The organism is uncultured Mobiluncus sp. (assembly GCF_947254095.1).
Lineage (GTDB): Bacteria > Actinomycetota > Actinomycetes > Actinomycetales > Actinomycetaceae > Mobiluncus.
This window is the reverse complement of sequence record NZ_CAMYBV010000005.1, coordinates 86,585-102,010: the sequence shown is the minus strand read 5'-3', so window position 1 is coordinate 102,010 and position 15,426 is coordinate 86,585. Positions and strand designations below refer to the sequence as shown.

General features: G+C 58.3%; 14 protein-coding genes. 7 read left to right on the top strand and 7 right to left on the bottom strand.

The annotated features are described in order from the left end of the window. Positions 1–678, bottom strand: coding sequence for a response regulator transcription factor (locus tag Q0X47_RS02900; RefSeq protein WP_297722704.1), 678 nt, complete (start codon positions 676–678; stop codon positions 1–3). A 286-nt stretch (positions 679–964) separates the two neighbouring features. Between Q0X47_RS02900 and Q0X47_RS02895 the strand changes: the two genes are divergently transcribed. The 6 genes from Q0X47_RS02895 to Q0X47_RS02870 all read left to right on the top strand — a co-directional run bounded on the left by Q0X47_RS02895 (position 965) and on the right by Q0X47_RS02870 (position 5,453). Continuing rightward, positions 965–1,759, top strand: coding sequence for an alpha/beta fold hydrolase (locus Q0X47_RS02895; protein WP_297722745.1), 795 nt, complete (start codon positions 965–967; stop codon positions 1,757–1,759). A gap of 124 nt (positions 1,760–1,883) precedes the next feature. Next, positions 1,884–2,732, top strand: a complete 849-nt coding sequence (locus Q0X47_RS02890; RefSeq protein WP_297722701.1) for an alpha/beta hydrolase — start codon at positions 1,884–1,886, stop codon at positions 2,730–2,732. Between the two features lie 9 nt (positions 2,733–2,741). After that, complete coding sequence (locus Q0X47_RS02885; RefSeq protein WP_297722698.1) at positions 2,742–3,416, top strand: nucleoside triphosphate pyrophosphatase; 675 nt, start codon at positions 2,742–2,744, stop codon at positions 3,414–3,416. A gap of 118 nt (positions 3,417–3,534) precedes the next feature. After that, positions 3,535–3,897, top strand: a complete 363-nt coding sequence (locus Q0X47_RS02880) for a GntR family transcriptional regulator (protein WP_297722695.1) — start codon at positions 3,535–3,537, stop codon at positions 3,895–3,897. Next, positions 3,890–4,624: an ABC transporter ATP-binding protein gene (locus Q0X47_RS02875; protein ID WP_367178277.1), complete on the top strand. Its 735-nt coding sequence runs from the start codon at positions 3,890–3,892 to the stop codon at positions 4,622–4,624. Before Q0X47_RS02880 ends, Q0X47_RS02875 begins: the two co-directional genes overlap by 8 nt. Beyond that, positions 4,614–5,453, top strand: coding sequence for an ABC transporter permease (locus tag Q0X47_RS02870; RefSeq protein WP_297722692.1), 840 nt, complete (start codon positions 4,614–4,616; stop codon positions 5,451–5,453). Before Q0X47_RS02875 ends, Q0X47_RS02870 begins: the two co-directional genes overlap by 11 nt. Positions 5,454–5,526: 73 nt before the next feature. Here the strand turns inward: Q0X47_RS02870 and Q0X47_RS02865 are convergent, their stop codons facing one another. The 4 genes from Q0X47_RS02865 to Q0X47_RS02850 form a co-directional block, all read right to left on the bottom strand. Continuing rightward, positions 5,527–6,681: a 5-(carboxyamino)imidazole ribonucleotide synthase gene (locus Q0X47_RS02865; protein WP_297722689.1), complete on the bottom strand. Its 1,155-nt coding sequence runs from the start codon at positions 6,679–6,681 to the stop codon at positions 5,527–5,529. A 1-nt stretch (position 6,682) separates the two neighbouring features. Next, positions 6,683–7,216, bottom strand: a complete 534-nt coding sequence (gene purE / locus Q0X47_RS02860; RefSeq protein WP_297722686.1) for a 5-(carboxyamino)imidazole ribonucleotide mutase — start codon at positions 7,214–7,216, stop codon at positions 6,683–6,685. A 350-nt stretch (positions 7,217–7,566) separates the two neighbouring features. After that, entirely contained in the window at positions 7,567–8,901 is a 1,335-nt protein-coding gene (locus tag Q0X47_RS02855; RefSeq protein WP_297722682.1) for an LCP family protein, read from the bottom strand. Further along, positions 8,898–10,235, bottom strand: coding sequence for an LCP family protein (locus Q0X47_RS02850; RefSeq protein WP_297722679.1), 1,338 nt, complete (start codon positions 10,233–10,235; stop codon positions 8,898–8,900). Before Q0X47_RS02850 ends, Q0X47_RS02855 begins: the two co-directional genes overlap by 4 nt. Before the next feature lie 259 nt (positions 10,236–10,494). Here Q0X47_RS02850 and Q0X47_RS02845 point away from each other — a divergent pair, with 259 nt between their 5' ends. Next, complete coding sequence (locus tag Q0X47_RS02845; RefSeq protein WP_297722676.1) at positions 10,495–12,561, top strand: DUF6541 family protein; 2,067 nt, start codon at positions 10,495–10,497, stop codon at positions 12,559–12,561. Here the strand turns inward: Q0X47_RS02845 and Q0X47_RS02840 are convergent. Both Q0X47_RS02840 and Q0X47_RS02835 read right to left on the bottom strand, forming a co-directional pair. Next, the gene (locus Q0X47_RS02840; RefSeq protein ID WP_297722673.1) at positions 12,545–13,594 is read right to left on the bottom strand and encodes a glycosyltransferase family 2 protein; all 1,050 of its coding nucleotides are present in this window, start codon (positions 13,592–13,594) and stop codon (positions 12,545–12,547) included. The two genes, Q0X47_RS02845 and Q0X47_RS02840, sit on opposite strands and share 17 nt — an antisense overlap. A gap of 20 nt (positions 13,595–13,614) precedes the next feature. Beyond that, positions 13,615–15,420, bottom strand: a complete 1,806-nt coding sequence (locus Q0X47_RS02835; protein ID WP_297722670.1) for a glycosyltransferase — start codon at positions 15,418–15,420, stop codon at positions 13,615–13,617. Positions 15,421–15,426: the final 6 nt, after the last annotated feature.

Below are 15,426 nucleotides of genomic sequence, written 5' to 3'. Positions count from 1 at the left end.
CTAGGCAGTTTCAAAACGGAAACCCATGCCGCGCACGGTGGTGATGTAATGCGGATTGTTCGCGTCGTCGCCGAGTTTGCGGCGTAGCCACGAGACGTGCATATCCAGGGTCTTGGTGGAACCCGACGGGTCCCCGCCCCACACTTCCCGCATAATGGCTTCCCGCTCCACGACCGCGCCGGCTTCGCGCACCAGCACCCGCAGCAGCTCAAACTCTTTCGCGGTCAGCTGCAGTTCACGCGTGCCTTGGAAAGCGCGGTGAGCGGAAATCTCAATGCGTACATCCTGGACGGTGAGGTCGTTTTCTTCAGTGATTTCCCCGCCGGAACGCCGCAGCAGAGCCCGCACGCGGGCCAGCAGCTCGCCCAGCCGGAAAGGCTTGGTGACGTAATCGTCCGCCCCGGCGTCTAGGCCCACCACCATGTCGACTTCGCCGGTACGCGCGGTCAGAATGAGAATCGGAATGGTCAGGCCTTGGGCGCGAATCGTGCGAGCCACGTCCAGGCCGTCCATATCGGGCAGACCCAAGTCCAAAATCACCATGTCGGAGTCATTGACTTGTTTCAGGGCGGAACCGCCCGTAACGTGGGCGCCGACCTCGTAGCCTTCGCGTTGCAAAGCGCGGGTCAGCGGCTCGGCAATCGCGGGATCGTCTTCGACTAAAAGGACTCTGGTCATTCTTTGTTCCTCTGCTTTCGTTTCTCTATATCCTGGTTCCGTTCTCTCGAATTTACCGAAACGCTGGACTATCGCAGGTATTCGTGAACTGGGAGATTGGTAAAACCCTAAGTCATCATCGAGTAAAACTTTACCCTTTTTTGACCCGTCGCGCTATTCGACGGAACATTTAAATTATTCCTTAGTATTCCCAGTCTTTCTGGAGTCTCTGGCGGGTACTTTGTCCGGCTTTTCCGGGTGGGAACGCAACCGAAGCTAGAATAGTGCTGGCGAAAGGAAACTGGTGATGCTGTCCCATTATGTGTCGGGTGAGCCCCAAAACCCGATGGTGGTGTTGGTTCACGGAGTCTGCGATTCCGCCTTGGCCTGGGTCGATTTGCTAAACCACCTGCGCGACCGCTATTTCGTGGTGGCGCTGGATTCGCTGGGACACGGCACCTCGCGGCGTCTGCGCGATACGGAGCTAGCCGACCCGGCTGTGGCTTCCGCAACAGAATTGGCGCTGACCTTGCAATATCTGGAACAGCTTTATGGGCAAACCCCGGTAATCGTAGCCCATTCTATGGGGGCGGCCATTTCCAGCTATCTCGGTGGGCGTCGTCCCGAATTGATGAAAGCGCTCTTTCTCGAGGACCCCGCCTGGTTAAGCCCGGCACAAGCGGCAGGGTATCGCCAGCGGGCCGGCGAACAGGTCACCCGTTGTGAACACACTTGGCAGGCCAATCCGGTGGAAACGCTGGCGGACAACGTGGCGCTGCGCCCGGGCTGGAGCGCCGCCTCGCACTACGGCTGGGCTTTCGGAAAAGGGCTGGTGGATTCGCGCCTTCTGGCCACCGGTATCGTGAGTTTTCGCGAGCCTTGGCCTGAAATCGTCGCGGCGCTGCGCGTGCCGACCAAAGTTGTTACCTCAGACACTGATGAAGTGCTGATTGGTCTGGAGGGCGTGGCCGCTATCGCCCAGGTGGGTAACCCTTTGGTGCAAACCGAGGTTATTTCCGGGACTGGTCACGGCGTGCGGCTCGGCGCCCCGGAGCAATACCACGCCAGCTTGGACGAATGGCTCCACCGCTACGCGGGCTGACCTGAGAGGTAAAACGATGCAACCCTTCTTGTGCCCCGAACTAACGCCAGCAATCGCCGCTACGCCCCCACAAACACCTTGTGAACTGCAAACTATGCGAAGCGAAGGGGACCGAATGTTAGGTATGTCCACAGAAACCCCGACCGGAGTGAACCTCGACGTGAGGGAAATCCCCGGCGGGGATGGCCAACCCATGGAACTGCGTTGTTTCACCCCCCAACCCGCTGCGCAGTCTCCGGCAGCAAAAGGTCGGGCGGGCGGTGCGCCAATCTTGCTCACTTTCCATGGCGGCGGCTACGTGGCTGGCAGGGCTCGGTTTGATGATGTCCACAATGTTGAGCTGGCTAAGTATTTGGGGGCCATAGTCCTGTCCGCAGACTATCGCCTCGCCCCCGAATTTCCGGTGGACCGAGCGGTGGCGGATTGCCGCTCGGCGCTGCTTTACGCCCTGGAGCGGGGTCGCGAGTTGGGGCGGGGAGTGTATGTTTTTGGCGATTCCGCCGGGGCGGGCTTGGCGTACTATGCCGTGGCCGACCTGCTGGCGGAATCAGCGGAGTGTCCGGTGGCGGGAATGATCCTGTTTGAACCCTGCTTGGACCCGCGCTGCGAGAGTGAATCTATGAAAACCCACGCCGCTGGCCCGGTCTGGACGGCCGAGGCTAATCGGGAGGCTTGGGCTTTGGCGGCGCCGAGCCCGGCCCTGCGTGCGAAACTGACGGAAATCCTGGACAGTCCGGCAGTGGCTGAGAAAATGCCGCGCAGTCTCATCGTGGTGAACCCCATCGATCCGCTACGCGATGAAGGGCTGCGTCTGGCGCTGCGCCTAGCTGATTGCGGGGTGCCGGTGGAGGCGCATATGTATGCCGGGACCTTCCACGGATCCTTGCGAGTGCCGGGCAGCCAAACCTGGGCTGAACTGCGGGAACTACTGGGTCGTTTTCTGGGTTGCCGTGATTCAAACCCGCGCGATTAGGCTAGAGGCATGGAAAAATCGGATTCTGATTGGGGTGCGGCCGCGGTGAGCGTGGTGTTGGCTTCCGCTTCCTCGGCGCGGCGCAAAGTGTTGCAAGGTGCGGGGTTGCGCCCGGTGGTGCGGGTTTCTCATGTGGACGAGGACGCTTTGCTCGCCAAGCTGCGTGCGCGTGCGGCCGGTCCGGCCGAGCAGGTTTTGGCTCTAGCGCAGGCAAAAGCGCGGGCGGTAGCGGGGGAGCTGGAGACGTCGCTTTCGCCGGGCGCGGACGCATTGGTGGTGGGCTGTGACTCCATGCTGGAGTTTCATGGCGAAGTGTTGGGCAAGCCCCATAATCCCGAGGTGGCCCTCGCGCGGGTACGCGCCCTGTCGGGGGATTGTGGGGTGCTGCACACCGGACACTGGGTGATGCGTTTACGCAGCGATGCTACCGAGGCCGTTGCAGAAGTGGGGCGCACCGAGTCTACCGTGGTGCATTTTACGGATTTTAGCGAGGCGGAGGCTCGCGCCTACGTGGCCAGCGGGGAACCGCTGGAAGTCGCCGGCTCATTTACCATTGACGGCCTGGGTGGGGCCTTCATCAGCGGCATCGAGGGCGACCCGCACAATGTCATCGGGATTTCCCTGCCCTTGTTGCGAAAACTGGCTGGCGAGCTGGGGATTTTCTGGCCCTCGTTGTGGAGCTGAGCCGAATCCCCCTCTTTATTGACCTCTGAAAAAGTTTCCCCTTGACAGCTGTGTGCCGGTGTATTAGTGTTGTAGTACACAAACATGGTACCGCGTTTGTCTAGGTAAGGAGGATCTGATGGATTTCGATACTGGAACGCCCATTTGGCGCCAGTTACTTGACGAATTCTCACGGCGTATCACCAGCGGAGCGTGGGAGCGAGGTTCCCAGATTCCCTCTGTGCGCGATTTATCCGCCGAGTACGGGGTCAACCCCAACACCATGCAAAAGGCGTTGACCGAGCTGGAGCGCACCGGCTTGGTTGCCTCGCGCCGGGGCTTGGGACGTTTCGTCACTGAAGATGCCCGAACCGTTCGGGAACTCGGCAAGGAGCTGGCGAAAACCTCCGTACGCAACTTCATAACAGACATGAAAACTTTGGGACTGAGCCTCAGCGAAGCCCAAGATCTGTTGAATAGTCAATGGAAAGGACGTGATTGAGATGCAACCCTTAGTGGAAGTGTCCAACCTCACTAAACGCTACCAGGGCATCAAGGTAAACGGAGTGGTGAAACCGGCATTAGACCAGCTCACTCTCAACTTGAGCGCCGGAAAAATCATCGGTTTGCTGGGCGAAAACGGCTCAGGGAAAACCACGCTGCTAAAAATTCTGGCCGGGGTGCTGGAACCCACCAGCGGGCAAGTTCGGATAGACGGTCAGGAAGTCGGGGCGAAAACCAAAGCCATGACCTCTTTCCTGCCCGACGCCGCCTGGCTGCCCGAATCAATCAGTGTCGACGCGGCAATCGGGCGACACGCCGACTTCTTCGCGGATTTTGATGCGAAAAAAGCCACGGAACTGGTGGAATTCCTGGGGCTACAACGCCGCCAAACCACCAATCACATGAGCAAAGGAATGCGTGAAAAACTGCAGCTAGCGCTGGTGATGTCACGCTCCGCCCGGCTCTACCTGCTGGACGAGCCGATTTCGGGGGTGGATCCGGCGGCGCGCCAAACCCTGCTGGACACCATTGTGAAAGGCTGGAATCCCGAAGCGACGCTGTTTATTTCCACCCACCTGGTTACCGACATTGAGCCGGTGCTGGACGAAGCCGTATTCCTGCACGCGGGCAAACTGTTCAAACAGGGTGAAGCCGATGAACTGCGGGAAGCCTACGGCATGTCCCTAGACCTCATCTTTAGGAAGGAATACTCCCATGTTTGCTAAGTTATTCAAGTATGAAGCCAAGGAAATGGGCTGGCAGCTGCTGCTCTATCTGGTTGTCGGCTTGGCGGTGGTCTTTGCCTCGGGGCTGCTGAGCCTCACTAACCAAAGTTTCCTGGCCACCACGGGCACCACTATCGGCGCTCTCGCGGCAATCATCATTCCCTTCCTTGTGTTTATCATGGGTTCCAAGTACTACTACCAAACCGTCCACGGACAGCGCGGCTACTTTACAAACACCCTGCCAGCCTCGGGTGGAACCGTGCTGGGTGCGAAGTCTCTGTGGCTGTTTATCGCGGTCCTACTCAGCATTTGTTGGAGCTGCTTGGCACTGGGTTGGGTCATCTTAACCCGGTGGGTGGAGGCGGCAGGCCCCGAGCTGAGTTTCGGCGACAAATTCGCTGCCACCTGGGAGGCTATCGGTAAGCTCCTGCAAAGCACCCCCGCCTACCTCATCATCGCGATGATTGTGGTCTTACTGCTGGCGACGGCACAGTTTGTGCTGTGGGTGGTGTGCTTTTCCGCCCTGGCTAACCGTTTCGGCTTCGCTTACCTGTCCACCAACAAGGCGGTGACCATCAGCGCGATTCTCATCTATGTGGTTTATGAAGCGGTGTTGGCTCTGTTTACTTTCCTGGTGCCGGCGACGTTGAGTATCACGGGTTCGACAAGCAGTCCCCAGATGCAGTTGGTCTACGGGGCTATATTCTCGCAGTCCAACGAAGGCGCCGGCGTATTTATTCCGCTGGGAATGTTGAGCATAATCCCCCTGCTGATTGTCGGCTACTGGTTTGCTCACAACTCGCTGTCTCGACACCTGTCGTTGCGTTAGTTGGGTGTTTCACTGTGGCGGCTCGGTATTCCGGGCCGCCACAACATTTAGGGTCACAAGGTCGGGGCGGCGCTTACTTGCCCATCAGCAGGTCAGCGGCCGCGCGGGCGGTGGAAAGGGACAGGTCGGGGTCTGTGCCGCAGACGTTGACGTGGCCAAGTTTCCGCTTGGGGCGGTTACCTTTACGGTAAAGGTGCAGCTTGACCTCGGGATATTGTTCCATGACTTGCCTGCTCGCAGCACCGGGGTCGTCCAGCTTGCTGCCCAGGACATTAGCCATCGCAGTGTAGGGCGCGGTGCGGGACGTGTCGCCCAACGGCAGGTCCAATACCGCCCGCAAATGCTGCTCGAACTGGGAAGTCACGCACCCGTCTTGGGTCCAGTGTCCAGAGTTGTGCGGGCGCATCGCCAGCTCATTGATATAGAGGCGGTGGTCTCCGGCAGGGGTTACTACCAGGAACATTTCGACCGCGTACACCCCGGTGATGTCGAGTTCCACCCCAATCTGGCGCGCCAAGTCCTCAGCTTGATCCATGATGTCCTCAGGAATCGGAGCCGGCTCCAAAACAGCCGCACACTGTCCCTGTTCTTGCCAGGTTTGCATGGGTTTATAGGTACGCAGTTCCCCCGAGGGCCGCCGCGCCGCCATCACCGCCAGCTCGCTGCTGAAAGGAACACGCTGCTCGACCAAGCACTCGATACCCTCGTCTAAGCCCTCTCGCCAGGTCTTGAACTCGTCCAAACTCGATACCAGTCGCACCCCGCGCCCGTCATACCCGCCGTGGCTGATTTTCGCCACCAGCGGCCAGCCGCAGCGCCGACCCACGTCCTTGACAGCATCTAGGTCTGCCCCATTAGCCCAAGCGGGCATGGGCAGTCCCAGTTCTCCCAAACGTTGGCGCATCGCCAGTTTGTCTTTGGCATAGAGCAGTGCGGATTGGGAGGGTCGGGCGGGAACACCGGTCCCAGCGGCGGTGTCGAACACGGTGTCTGGAATCAACTCGTGTTCAAAAGTCACCACGTCAGCCCCGTCCAGCAGCTCGCGCAACACCTCGGGGTCGTCTGGGGAGCCCAGCACAGTTTCGGGGCATACGAAAGCGGCTGGATCCAGGCGCGAGTCAGCCAAAATCCGCAGCCGAAATCCCAGTTCACCGGCTTCGGTAGCCAGCATTCGGGCCAGTTGGCCAGCGCCGATACACGCCACCACCGGCGGATGATAGGTGGTCAACTCAGTTCTCCTCCGTGTCCATCACGTTTTTCAGAGCTTCGCCCTTGTCGATAGCTACTTGGCGCAGCAGGGCTTGATAGTTCAACATACGTTCGCGCATCTGTTGTGCCTCCGGTCCTTCACCGGCGCCCAAGATGCGGGCGGCTAGCAGACCGGCGTTCTTGGCATTGCCGATAGAAACGGTAGCAACCGGCACGCCAGAGGGCATTTGCACGATGGACAGCAGGGAATCCATGCCTTCCAAGTGCTTCAACGGAACCGGCACCCCGATAACCGGCAGGACAGTAGCTGCCGCCAGCATCCCCGGCAGGTGCGCCGCTCCGCCCGCGCCGGCAATAATCACCCGTAAACCGCGCTTTTCCGCCGAAGTCCCGTACTCCAACATATCGATAGGCATCCGGTGGGCGGACACGACCCGAGCCTCGAAAGGAATCCCAAAGTCGCGCAGCACCTCCGCGGCGGCCGACATTGTCGCCCAATCGGAATCCGAACCCATAACCAAGCCCACCAGGGGCGCATTCTCAGCTTCGCTCATAACGTCATTCTACCCCGCCGGTTTGCAGCCCGGTGCGGCGATTGCGCCATTCGTCCCCGCTTCGGGGACGTCACAAGGGTTGTGGTTTGGGTGGGCGGAGATGTCGCTCGCGGAGGTCTCGCGCGACTTGGGGGGTCACAGACCCCCCTCGGAAAATGCTTGCAGAGCATAGCATTTTCCTCACCCCCTAGCGTCGCCTGCGAGTACCTCCGCCATCGCTCATCTCGCCCCGCTGACGAGCGAGGCCCCGCCCGGCTAGCTATCTAAACGAGCGATACCCCGCCCGCTCGGCTATCTAAACGAGTGACACCCCGCCCAGCTGGGCAGTTCAACGAGCGATAACAACAAACCTAGAACTGCGGGGTCAGGTCGGCAGGGGTGAGGGTTCCGTTACGCAGTCCTTCCCAGAAAGCGGGGGTGCGGCTCTCATCCAGCTTCACCGTCGAGCCAACCCCGCCGCCGGGATTGTAGCCGAGCGACGCAATGGGGGGCACCCCCTGCAGACCGGCGTCCCCGGCCTTCCGCAGCGCCAGCGCGAGCCGAGCAATGTCAATGGTCTGTGCAGAACGGTCAACTGTCAGAGCAGCCGCGCCAGCGTCTGCCAGCGCGACTTGCCGGGCGGGATTAATCAGCACTTCTGGGCTCAGCGCTTTTTTCAGGGTGGAGCTGATGACCAGGCGTTGGCGTTGGGTGCGCCCGATGTCGCCCAGCGGGTCGGAGTAGCGCATTCGCGCAAACAGCAGCGCGGTCGGCCCGTCCACGTCGTGACAGCCGGCTTGCCAACTGAGCCCGGACATTCGATCCGAAAACGTCTGATCCCAGCACAGGTTAATCCCGCCAACCCCGTCGACGACCTGGGAGACCCCGTTGAAACCGATTTGCACATAATGGTCGATAGTCAGTCCGGTCAAGCCTTCGACGGTGGAAACCAGCAGCGCCGGACCGCCCTCAGAAAACGCGGCATTGAGCTTGTTATGACCATGACCTGGAATTTCGACATAGGAATCGCGGGGTAGGGAAACAATCATGGCGGTGCCGTTGGCGGCTTGGTGTACCAAAATGATGGTGTCGGAACGCTGGCCCTGCACCCCGCTGTTCGCCTCGGCGGTGCCCTCGCGGGAGTCTGAACCGGCGATGAGCCAGGTCGTGCCCGGCGTGTCGGCGGCCCCGCTCAGGGCATCGGTGCGACCGATATTCGTATTGACCCGATTGTTCAGGAACAGCCCCCAAAACACGATGGCCAAAACCAGCGCCAAAAGCAGGGTCAAGATGGTGATGAGAATGCGTTTTGGCCAGTTGCGGGCGGCGCTGGAGCGGGGCCGACCGACGGGCGGGTGTGGTTTCGGGCTGGTCACAAGGCGGGGTGCGGGCCTTGGGCTGGCAGGTTTTGCCGGGGGTGTGCTAGGTGTATTGGATGTGCCGGGGCTGTGGCTCGCAGCCGAACCGGGGGCATAAGCTGCTGGCAGCGCTAAATCCGCATAGCTCAGTCCTTGGCGCTGCGCCGATGATGGTGTGGAGTCGCCCACCACCACGGCAGTGCGCAAATCCGGTCGGTTTGTCGCATTGGGGCTGGCTGGAAAAGCCGGGGGAGCCGGCTGGCTAGCTTGGTGCTGAATTTTCGGGGACTGTTCCGGGACGGGGCGGGGCTGGGAACTGCCCGGCGGAAATGACGGCGGTAAAGTCATTGCTGGGGATCCTGCCACGTGCCGCTACCACCGGACGTTTCTCCAGATGGGACGTTATTGGCAGAATTTCCTCCCGATTCACCCGTACCGACCGAGTTCGGATTGTTCGCAGTGCCTGAGTTATGTGCCGGGGTGTCAGTGTTACCCACGTTGTTACCTGTAGGGTTGCTGTTCGTCGAGCCTCCTGCGGTTTGCCCGGAGTGAGCAGAATTGGCCCCGCTCGTCCCGCTCGTCCCCCGGGAAAGCGACCCTCCGGTACGACCGGAGCTGTTCCCTTGTGAAGGGACAGACCCGCCGGAACTGGCGGAATCAGGCGAGAGCGAGGACGCCGGAGCCTGCTCACTGGGCTCGTGGAGGTTCCCGTTCATGTCCTGATAAGGGAAATAGGGAGGAACTCGCTTGTCCAAACGCAGGGCATCGAACATATCCACGGCATTGTCCGCCACCGCCACGCGCGCCCGGTCGGGAGCATATTCCCCGAAAGGCAGGGTGTAAAAGCGAATGTTTTCAGGTTTGACTTTAGCCAAGGAAAACGCCAATCCGCCCAGGTTTTTAGCATTGCCGAATGTCTCGGAGGTAGTCAAAGAACGCATCCCGGCTCGCAGGAAAGCGTAAAGGGAGGGCAGGTCGGTCAACAGATTGCGGCTCTTGGCTTCTTTCATCATGGCGCCAATCAGCTGCTGCTGACGACCAATCCGGGAAATATCCGAGCCGTCCCCCACCCCGTAGCGGGCTCGGGCAAAACCGAGTGCCTGTTGGGGATCCAAAACGTGGCAACCAGCGGGCAGATTGATGTTGCCAAAACTATCTTTCATCGGCTTGTCGATACAGATGTGTACCCCGCCCAAGGCCGCCACCATTTCTTGGAAACCATCGAAGTCCACTACCACGAATTCATCTATGAAAATCCCGGTCAGTTGCTCGACAGTTTTAATTGTGCAGGCTGTACCGGTGGCGATGTCGGTACCGTCGCTAAGTTCGGCGAAAACGGAATTGAACTGGACGTTCCCAGAGCTTTCGGGAATGTTCCGGCCTTTCGAGTTGATGCAAGCCGGTCGCTTTACCATCAGGTCACGCGGAATAGACATGACTTCCACTCGGGTGCGATCCGCGCTAATATGCGCCACCATGGTGGTGTCCGAACGCATCCCGGTAACCAGTTGTCCGTGCTGGTCATATTCGGGCTGGGCTCGATAATCCGAACCAAGTACTAAAATATTTAGGTCTCGATTTGCGAAAGTGTCTCCGGGCTTGGCTGTTTCTTTGCGATTCTTTCCCAAGACAGAATCTATATTCACCTTGTTTGTCCAAGACGAGATGTCAGCGTTTACCATTCCCCCAAAGCTAAGCGCAAAGAGTGCCAAAAACAAAAATGCGAGGCTAAAGAAACGCGCTGCCCTCCGTGGGCGCGGCAAAGATAAAGCGTGTGAAGCCAAGGGGCGACGCAAATTGGGCACCCCGCCATTTTAGACTATTGTGGCGTTTTCGCATTATTAAGCATCGGCGCTGCGGAAAGAACGCAATTTCGGCGTCAGAGTACCAGCCGGGGTGCGCAATAGGTTTCTCCGTTCTTCACGGGTAGGATTTCGCTTTATGAGGTCTGGTCTGGTTGATGCCCTGGTGTACCAGGATTGGTTTTACAACTGGGCATTGTTTCCATTCGCCGTGGTGTTGGCGGCAGCTTTGCTGTGGATTCCGGGTCTTATCATTGGTGTCGCTGCAGGGATTCGGGGGATTCGTCTAGCCGCTTGGGCTCCGTCCGCGTCAGTCTTCGTTTTTACCACCGCCGGGGTATTGGCTCCCTATTTCGGTTTGAGATGGGGACTGTTGCCGGCTCTGGCTATGACTTGCACCATAGCTATTCTGTGTCTGGTTTCTAGACTGCTGTGGAGGCTGTGGTGCTCCTGGCGGAAAAGCACCCGGATCGAACCAAATCGAAACAAACCGGTCACGGAAACTGTTGCCTCCGGTTATGCTGGCTGGGTTTTGCCAACCATAGCGGGTGTGACTTTCCTCAGTGCCACAGTCGTTTTCGGTTTCCTCATCAGACTTCCCGGCGCTTTTGCCCAAACCTGGGACAACGTTTTTCACATGAATGCGATTGCCGCTATCCTCGATACCGGCAACGCCTCGATTTTCAATCAGAATGTCTACAATCCCACCGCTCCAGTATTTTATCCCGCCGCTTGGCATGACTTGGTGAGTCTTCTCACGGTTACTACCGGGATTCCCGCCCCCACCGCTGTAAACGCCAACGCGGTTATAGTGGCCTTTCTTGCGTGGCCGCTGGGGATTTTTCTGTTGGCACGTCAATTGGTTGGCGATAAGCGTGTGGCTCTGTTCGCTCTGCCCGCTGCGGTGATTTTTCCCCAGTTCCCGTTAATGTTTCTGAACTATGGAACACTGTATCCAAATTTTTTGGCCATGGCTTTCTTGCCGTTGCTGGTGGAAATCACGGTCGGGGTGCTGCGCGAGACTCTGCCTGTGTCTACTTCCGCCTTTGCGGCTCTGGTGGTTTTCGCTGCTCTATGTGGCGCGCAGCCCAATGTGGCGATTCTTTACGTGCCAGTGGCTATAGTTTTGTGCGGCGCTTTCAGTGTCTACCGGGTGTGGACCAGCCTTCTCGCAACTCGGTGGCTGCGGGCGCTCATCATTGTCCCGGTGACGGTGGCGTGGACGGCGGTAGGTTTTCTATTCAATTGGCTGCTTGATCAGGTTCATGCTCTCAGCTATATGCGTACCGGCTATCAGTATTGGCCAGAGTCAGGTTCACTGCCCCGCGGTATCCTCGAGCTGGTTTTGTGGTTTGGCGGGGAGCCGATTGATTTTCCAGGTTTGCTGAGAGCCACCCACCTCTTCCCACTGGGCCTGCTGGTTCTCTCAGGGATGGTTGTGGTGGCTCTGAAGTATCACAAAAAGTTAATCTTTATTCTTTATGCGCTGTTTGCGGTGTTTTTCCTGGTGGCTTACACAGTGTCGGGAGACCTGCGCACGTATTTGTTGGGCATCTGGTACTGCGACATACCTCGTCTGACTGCGCCGCTGGTGATGCTGGCACCCATCTTTGTAGGTGCCGTAGGTGCCGGCGTCTGGGAGAAAATAGTGAATCAAACCGACTCGTGGGCACTACGAGGCATAGCGGCGGCGGGGATGTCGCTATGCCTAGTGATGACTGGCGGATGGGCTTGGGTCAACTTAGCCAGCTATTTCCATCAGATGTACGACATTCCTGCCGCGTCAGAATCCGCCAAGCTGGAACTGGTTGACCAAGATGAGCTGCAACTATTCTTCCGGATGCGCAGCAACTTGCCCCCCAACGCTATTGTGGCGGCAAACCCGTGGGAAGGCGGCACGTTTGCTTGGGCTATTGGGGGAACCCAAACGTTATTCCCCAAGATTACAGCGAATGTCGAAACCGACCGCAGCTATCTGGCGCAACATCTGAAAGACGCTGCGACCGACCCCCAGGTTTGCCCGCTCATCAAGAAATTCAAGGTGACCCACGCTTTAGACCTTTCCAACATCTATATGCGTGCTGGCAGTGGATTCGGCGTGGAATGGGCGTACCCCGGATTGGACGGAACCGCCGACGCCGGTATCGGGCCAGTAGTGGATCAGCAAGGTCAGGCAAAACTCGTGAAAATCACTGTTTGTGGCTGAGCTTGCACCGTCCCCGACGCAATAGACGCAACACCCAGCCGCTGAGGGGGCGGTCTATGCGAATATCGTTTCTGAAGTCTCTGAATTCCTGCTGGAGCTCAGAAAGCTGCGCTGACTGTGCGACAATTCGTGCCTGCGTATTGGCAGTCTTTTGCTCCAGTTCATCAACCTGATAACGAATAGCCAGGGAATGGTCGGAACTTAATTTTTCGATTTTGCGCAGGTTTTCATCCATTCGGTCGGTGATTTCTTGGACGTACGCTCCGAGCTGCAGGGCATGACCGAGGCCTCCCGCGTCAATAAAGTCACGTAATAGACCGTCGCGGTATTCTCCTTCGACGCGAGCGTGAACGCCGTGCATCTGGATTACCGAGTTGCCTGATTCCACCGACTGGTCTTCAGGGCGTTGATGCCAGTAGGCGCGAGGCTCTCCATCGATAAAACCGAAAGTACCGCGCCTTGCCAACTGCATATTGACCAGCCAGTCCTCCACCACGGGGGCGGACTCCAACAGCTCTCGCAATTCTTGCAGTGCAGACTTTCGGTAAAGAGTCGCAATCGGCACAGTCTGGTTCGTCCGCATCAGATTTCCCAGCGTAATTGCGGCGTGGCGTTCTTGGTAAATCCACCTATACAGTTCAGTGAACTGTCCGTTCTCGATTTTTTCCGCCACAACTTCGAGACGTACTGCCACCGCCGGCGATTCCTGGTGTGTGTCCAGAAATTGCGTTGTCGCAGCCAGGAAATCTGGTGCCCAAGTGTCGTCGTCGTCATGAACTGCAATGAACGGTGCTTTAGCCGCATTCAGTCCCTGTACCCAAGCTTTGCCGCGCCCCACAGAATCGGGGTTGTTCAGAATACGCGCCGCAGGCAAGAGCTCCGACACCGTTGCCGCCAGGACGGTTTCATCCCCGCCGTCATTGATGACAATAACCTCAAAATCAGTGAAGGTTTGGCGGGAAATATCCTGTAGTGCCCGGCGCAGGAAAATGTCGCGATCTTTCGTGCGGATTATGATGGAAACTTGTGGCATCTGCGTTCCTAACCTTGGCCCTACTTGACCATACCGAAAAACTTGCCGAATGTGTGGAAAATAAACTGTCTGAGGTTCGCGGGGATAATCCGGTAGGGAAGACGTATCGCCAGGTTGCGCAGATATTCCAGGGGAGTGATGAATCCGATGCTCAAAAGCTGACGCTGCAGCCTGAGTTCGGTTTTTAGCATCGTCCATCCGCCGCGCCGTTCGAAGGCACCGCTGCCTATCCGGTAATAAACCAGTGGTTCAGCCAGGTTCCCCACGCGTGCGCCGCGTGCCATCATGCGCGCGAACAGCCAGTAGTCCTCCATCTTGCCGCCACCTCCGTAACCACCGCAAGACAACACAAAGTCCCGGCGAAACACGACAGTGGGATGGTTGAATGGGTCACGTAATTTCGCTGCTTGACGAATAGCTATTGGATTTGTCGGTGGGGTACGACGGTTACCGGGCTGAGCTGGATTGTCAGAGAACTCCAGCATTCCCGCCCCTAACAGATCGAGCTTGCGCAGCAGCGGAATTTCTTTGGCGAAACGCTCGGGAGTAGAAATGTCATCCGCATCGGCGCGAGCCACCACGTTGTGTTCGGCGAATTCTAGTCCGAAGTCGAGTGCCGCCGCCAAGCCTCGGTTTTTGTTCAGCCGGTGTACTTCCACTTCTTGCTTTGCGATTTCGGTGGCCTGTGCAATAGCGCGTTCGAGCTCGGCTGGTACCGGACCGTCTTGCACCAAGATAACCTGATTGGGGCGGAGGCTTTGATTCTTGGTAACTGATTCTAGGGCGTCACTAAAGAAGTCCGGTTCATCACCGGCAAACACACTCATGAGGACGGTGAAGTTGGGGACAGCCGTCTGTGACTCTAACTCAGCGTGGGCTGGGGACGTGGGACTCAGCACTGCTTTCACGTCGTGTGCAACCGGAGTGTTCGCCAGAATACTTGCGGTTGATTCGGGGCGATTTCGGGCCTGGTGCAGACCCTCACGGGCATAGGCCAGCAACTCTTTGGAGTCAGACGAACAGCACAGTAATTTAGACCAGCGCAGCAGAGTTTTCCCGCCATAGAGCAGTTTTTCCTCGGGGCGTAGTCCGCTGCTGTCCCGAAAAGTCCAGATTTTGTTGCGTACCTCGTTAGAGAAACGGGCCCCGGGACTGGCTGCCGAATTGCCAAACTTGGCTGTCTTGTGAACGACGATTGAAGCGGGAACGTACAGCCCTACCCTCTGGCGCAAAAGCCGGGAAGTGTATTCGAAGTCATCGTTCCACAGAAAATAGGCGGCGATTGGTAGGCCTTCGGTCCTGATGGCGCGCGCGTCCATGAGGATAGACACGAAAGAGGCGGTACGGATGGGGACACAGTCTATGGCAGCGGCATTCTTTCGCACCCCTCGAGTCAAGAAAGGGCGTCTGCGGGGACGGTTCATCGGGTGTTCTCGTCCGTCGGTCCAGACTGCTTGTGATGCCAGCAGCGCTGGAGTACCTCGATACGCTGCGCGGGCGCGCAGCAGTTCTGCTAGGGCGGTGGGGGTGGGGACGGTGTCGTCATCCATAATCCACACTAGGTCGGCCTTGTGAGTAGCCACTGCACGAGCTATGCCTGCCGCAAAGCCGCCCGCTCCGCCAGTGTTTTCGTCAAGTCTCACGTAGTCGGTGACGGCGGGATGAGTTTGCGCCACTGCTGGGGTGTTGTCGGTGCTGGCATTGTCGATGAGCAAGATTTGGTCAAGGGGACGGGTTTGGGATTTGAGGCCGTCGAGGCACTCGCGCAGCAGTTCAGCGCGGTTGTAAGCGACCACAACTGCCGTGATGACAAGGTTTTGCCTCATCTTTGT

What these genes read in the sequence shown, in the direction of transcription:
- Q0X47_RS02900 (WP_297722704.1), bottom strand. Translation starts at nt 678, where the DNA reads ATGACCAGAGTCCTTTTAGTCGAAGACGATCCCGCGATTGCCGAGCCG.
- Q0X47_RS02895 (WP_297722745.1), top strand. Translation starts at nt 965, where the DNA reads ATGCTGTCCCATTATGTGTCGGGTGAGCCCCAAAACCCGATGGTGGTG.
- Q0X47_RS02890 (WP_297722701.1), top strand. Translation starts at nt 1,884, where the DNA reads ATGTCCACAGAAACCCCGACCGGAGTGAACCTCGACGTGAGGGAAATC.
- Q0X47_RS02885 (WP_297722698.1), top strand. Translation starts at nt 2,742, where the DNA reads ATGGAAAAATCGGATTCTGATTGGGGTGCGGCCGCGGTGAGCGTGGTG.
- Q0X47_RS02880 (WP_297722695.1), top strand. Translation starts at nt 3,535, where the DNA reads ATGGATTTCGATACTGGAACGCCCATTTGGCGCCAGTTACTTGACGAA.
- Q0X47_RS02870 (WP_297722692.1), top strand. Translation starts at nt 4,614, where the DNA reads ATGTTTGCTAAGTTATTCAAGTATGAAGCCAAGGAAATGGGCTGGCAG.
- purE (WP_297722686.1), bottom strand. Translation starts at nt 7,216, where the DNA reads ATGAGCGAAGCTGAGAATGCGCCCCTGGTGGGCTTGGTTATGGGTTCG.
- Q0X47_RS02855 (WP_297722682.1), bottom strand. Translation starts at nt 8,901, where the DNA reads ATGACTTTACCGCCGTCATTTCCGCCGGGCAGTTCCCAGCCCCGCCCC.
- Q0X47_RS02850 (WP_297722679.1), bottom strand. Translation starts at nt 10,235, where the DNA reads ATGGTAAACGCTGACATCTCGTCTTGGACAAACAAGGTGAATATAGAT.
- Q0X47_RS02845 (WP_297722676.1), top strand. Translation starts at nt 10,495, where the DNA reads ATGAGGTCTGGTCTGGTTGATGCCCTGGTGTACCAGGATTGGTTTTAC.
- Q0X47_RS02840 (WP_297722673.1), bottom strand. Translation starts at nt 13,594, where the DNA reads ATGCCACAAGTTTCCATCATAATCCGCACGAAAGATCGCGACATTTTC.
- Q0X47_RS02835 (WP_297722670.1), bottom strand. Translation starts at nt 15,420, where the DNA reads ATGAGGCAAAACCTTGTCATCACGGCAGTTGTGGTCGCTTACAACCGC.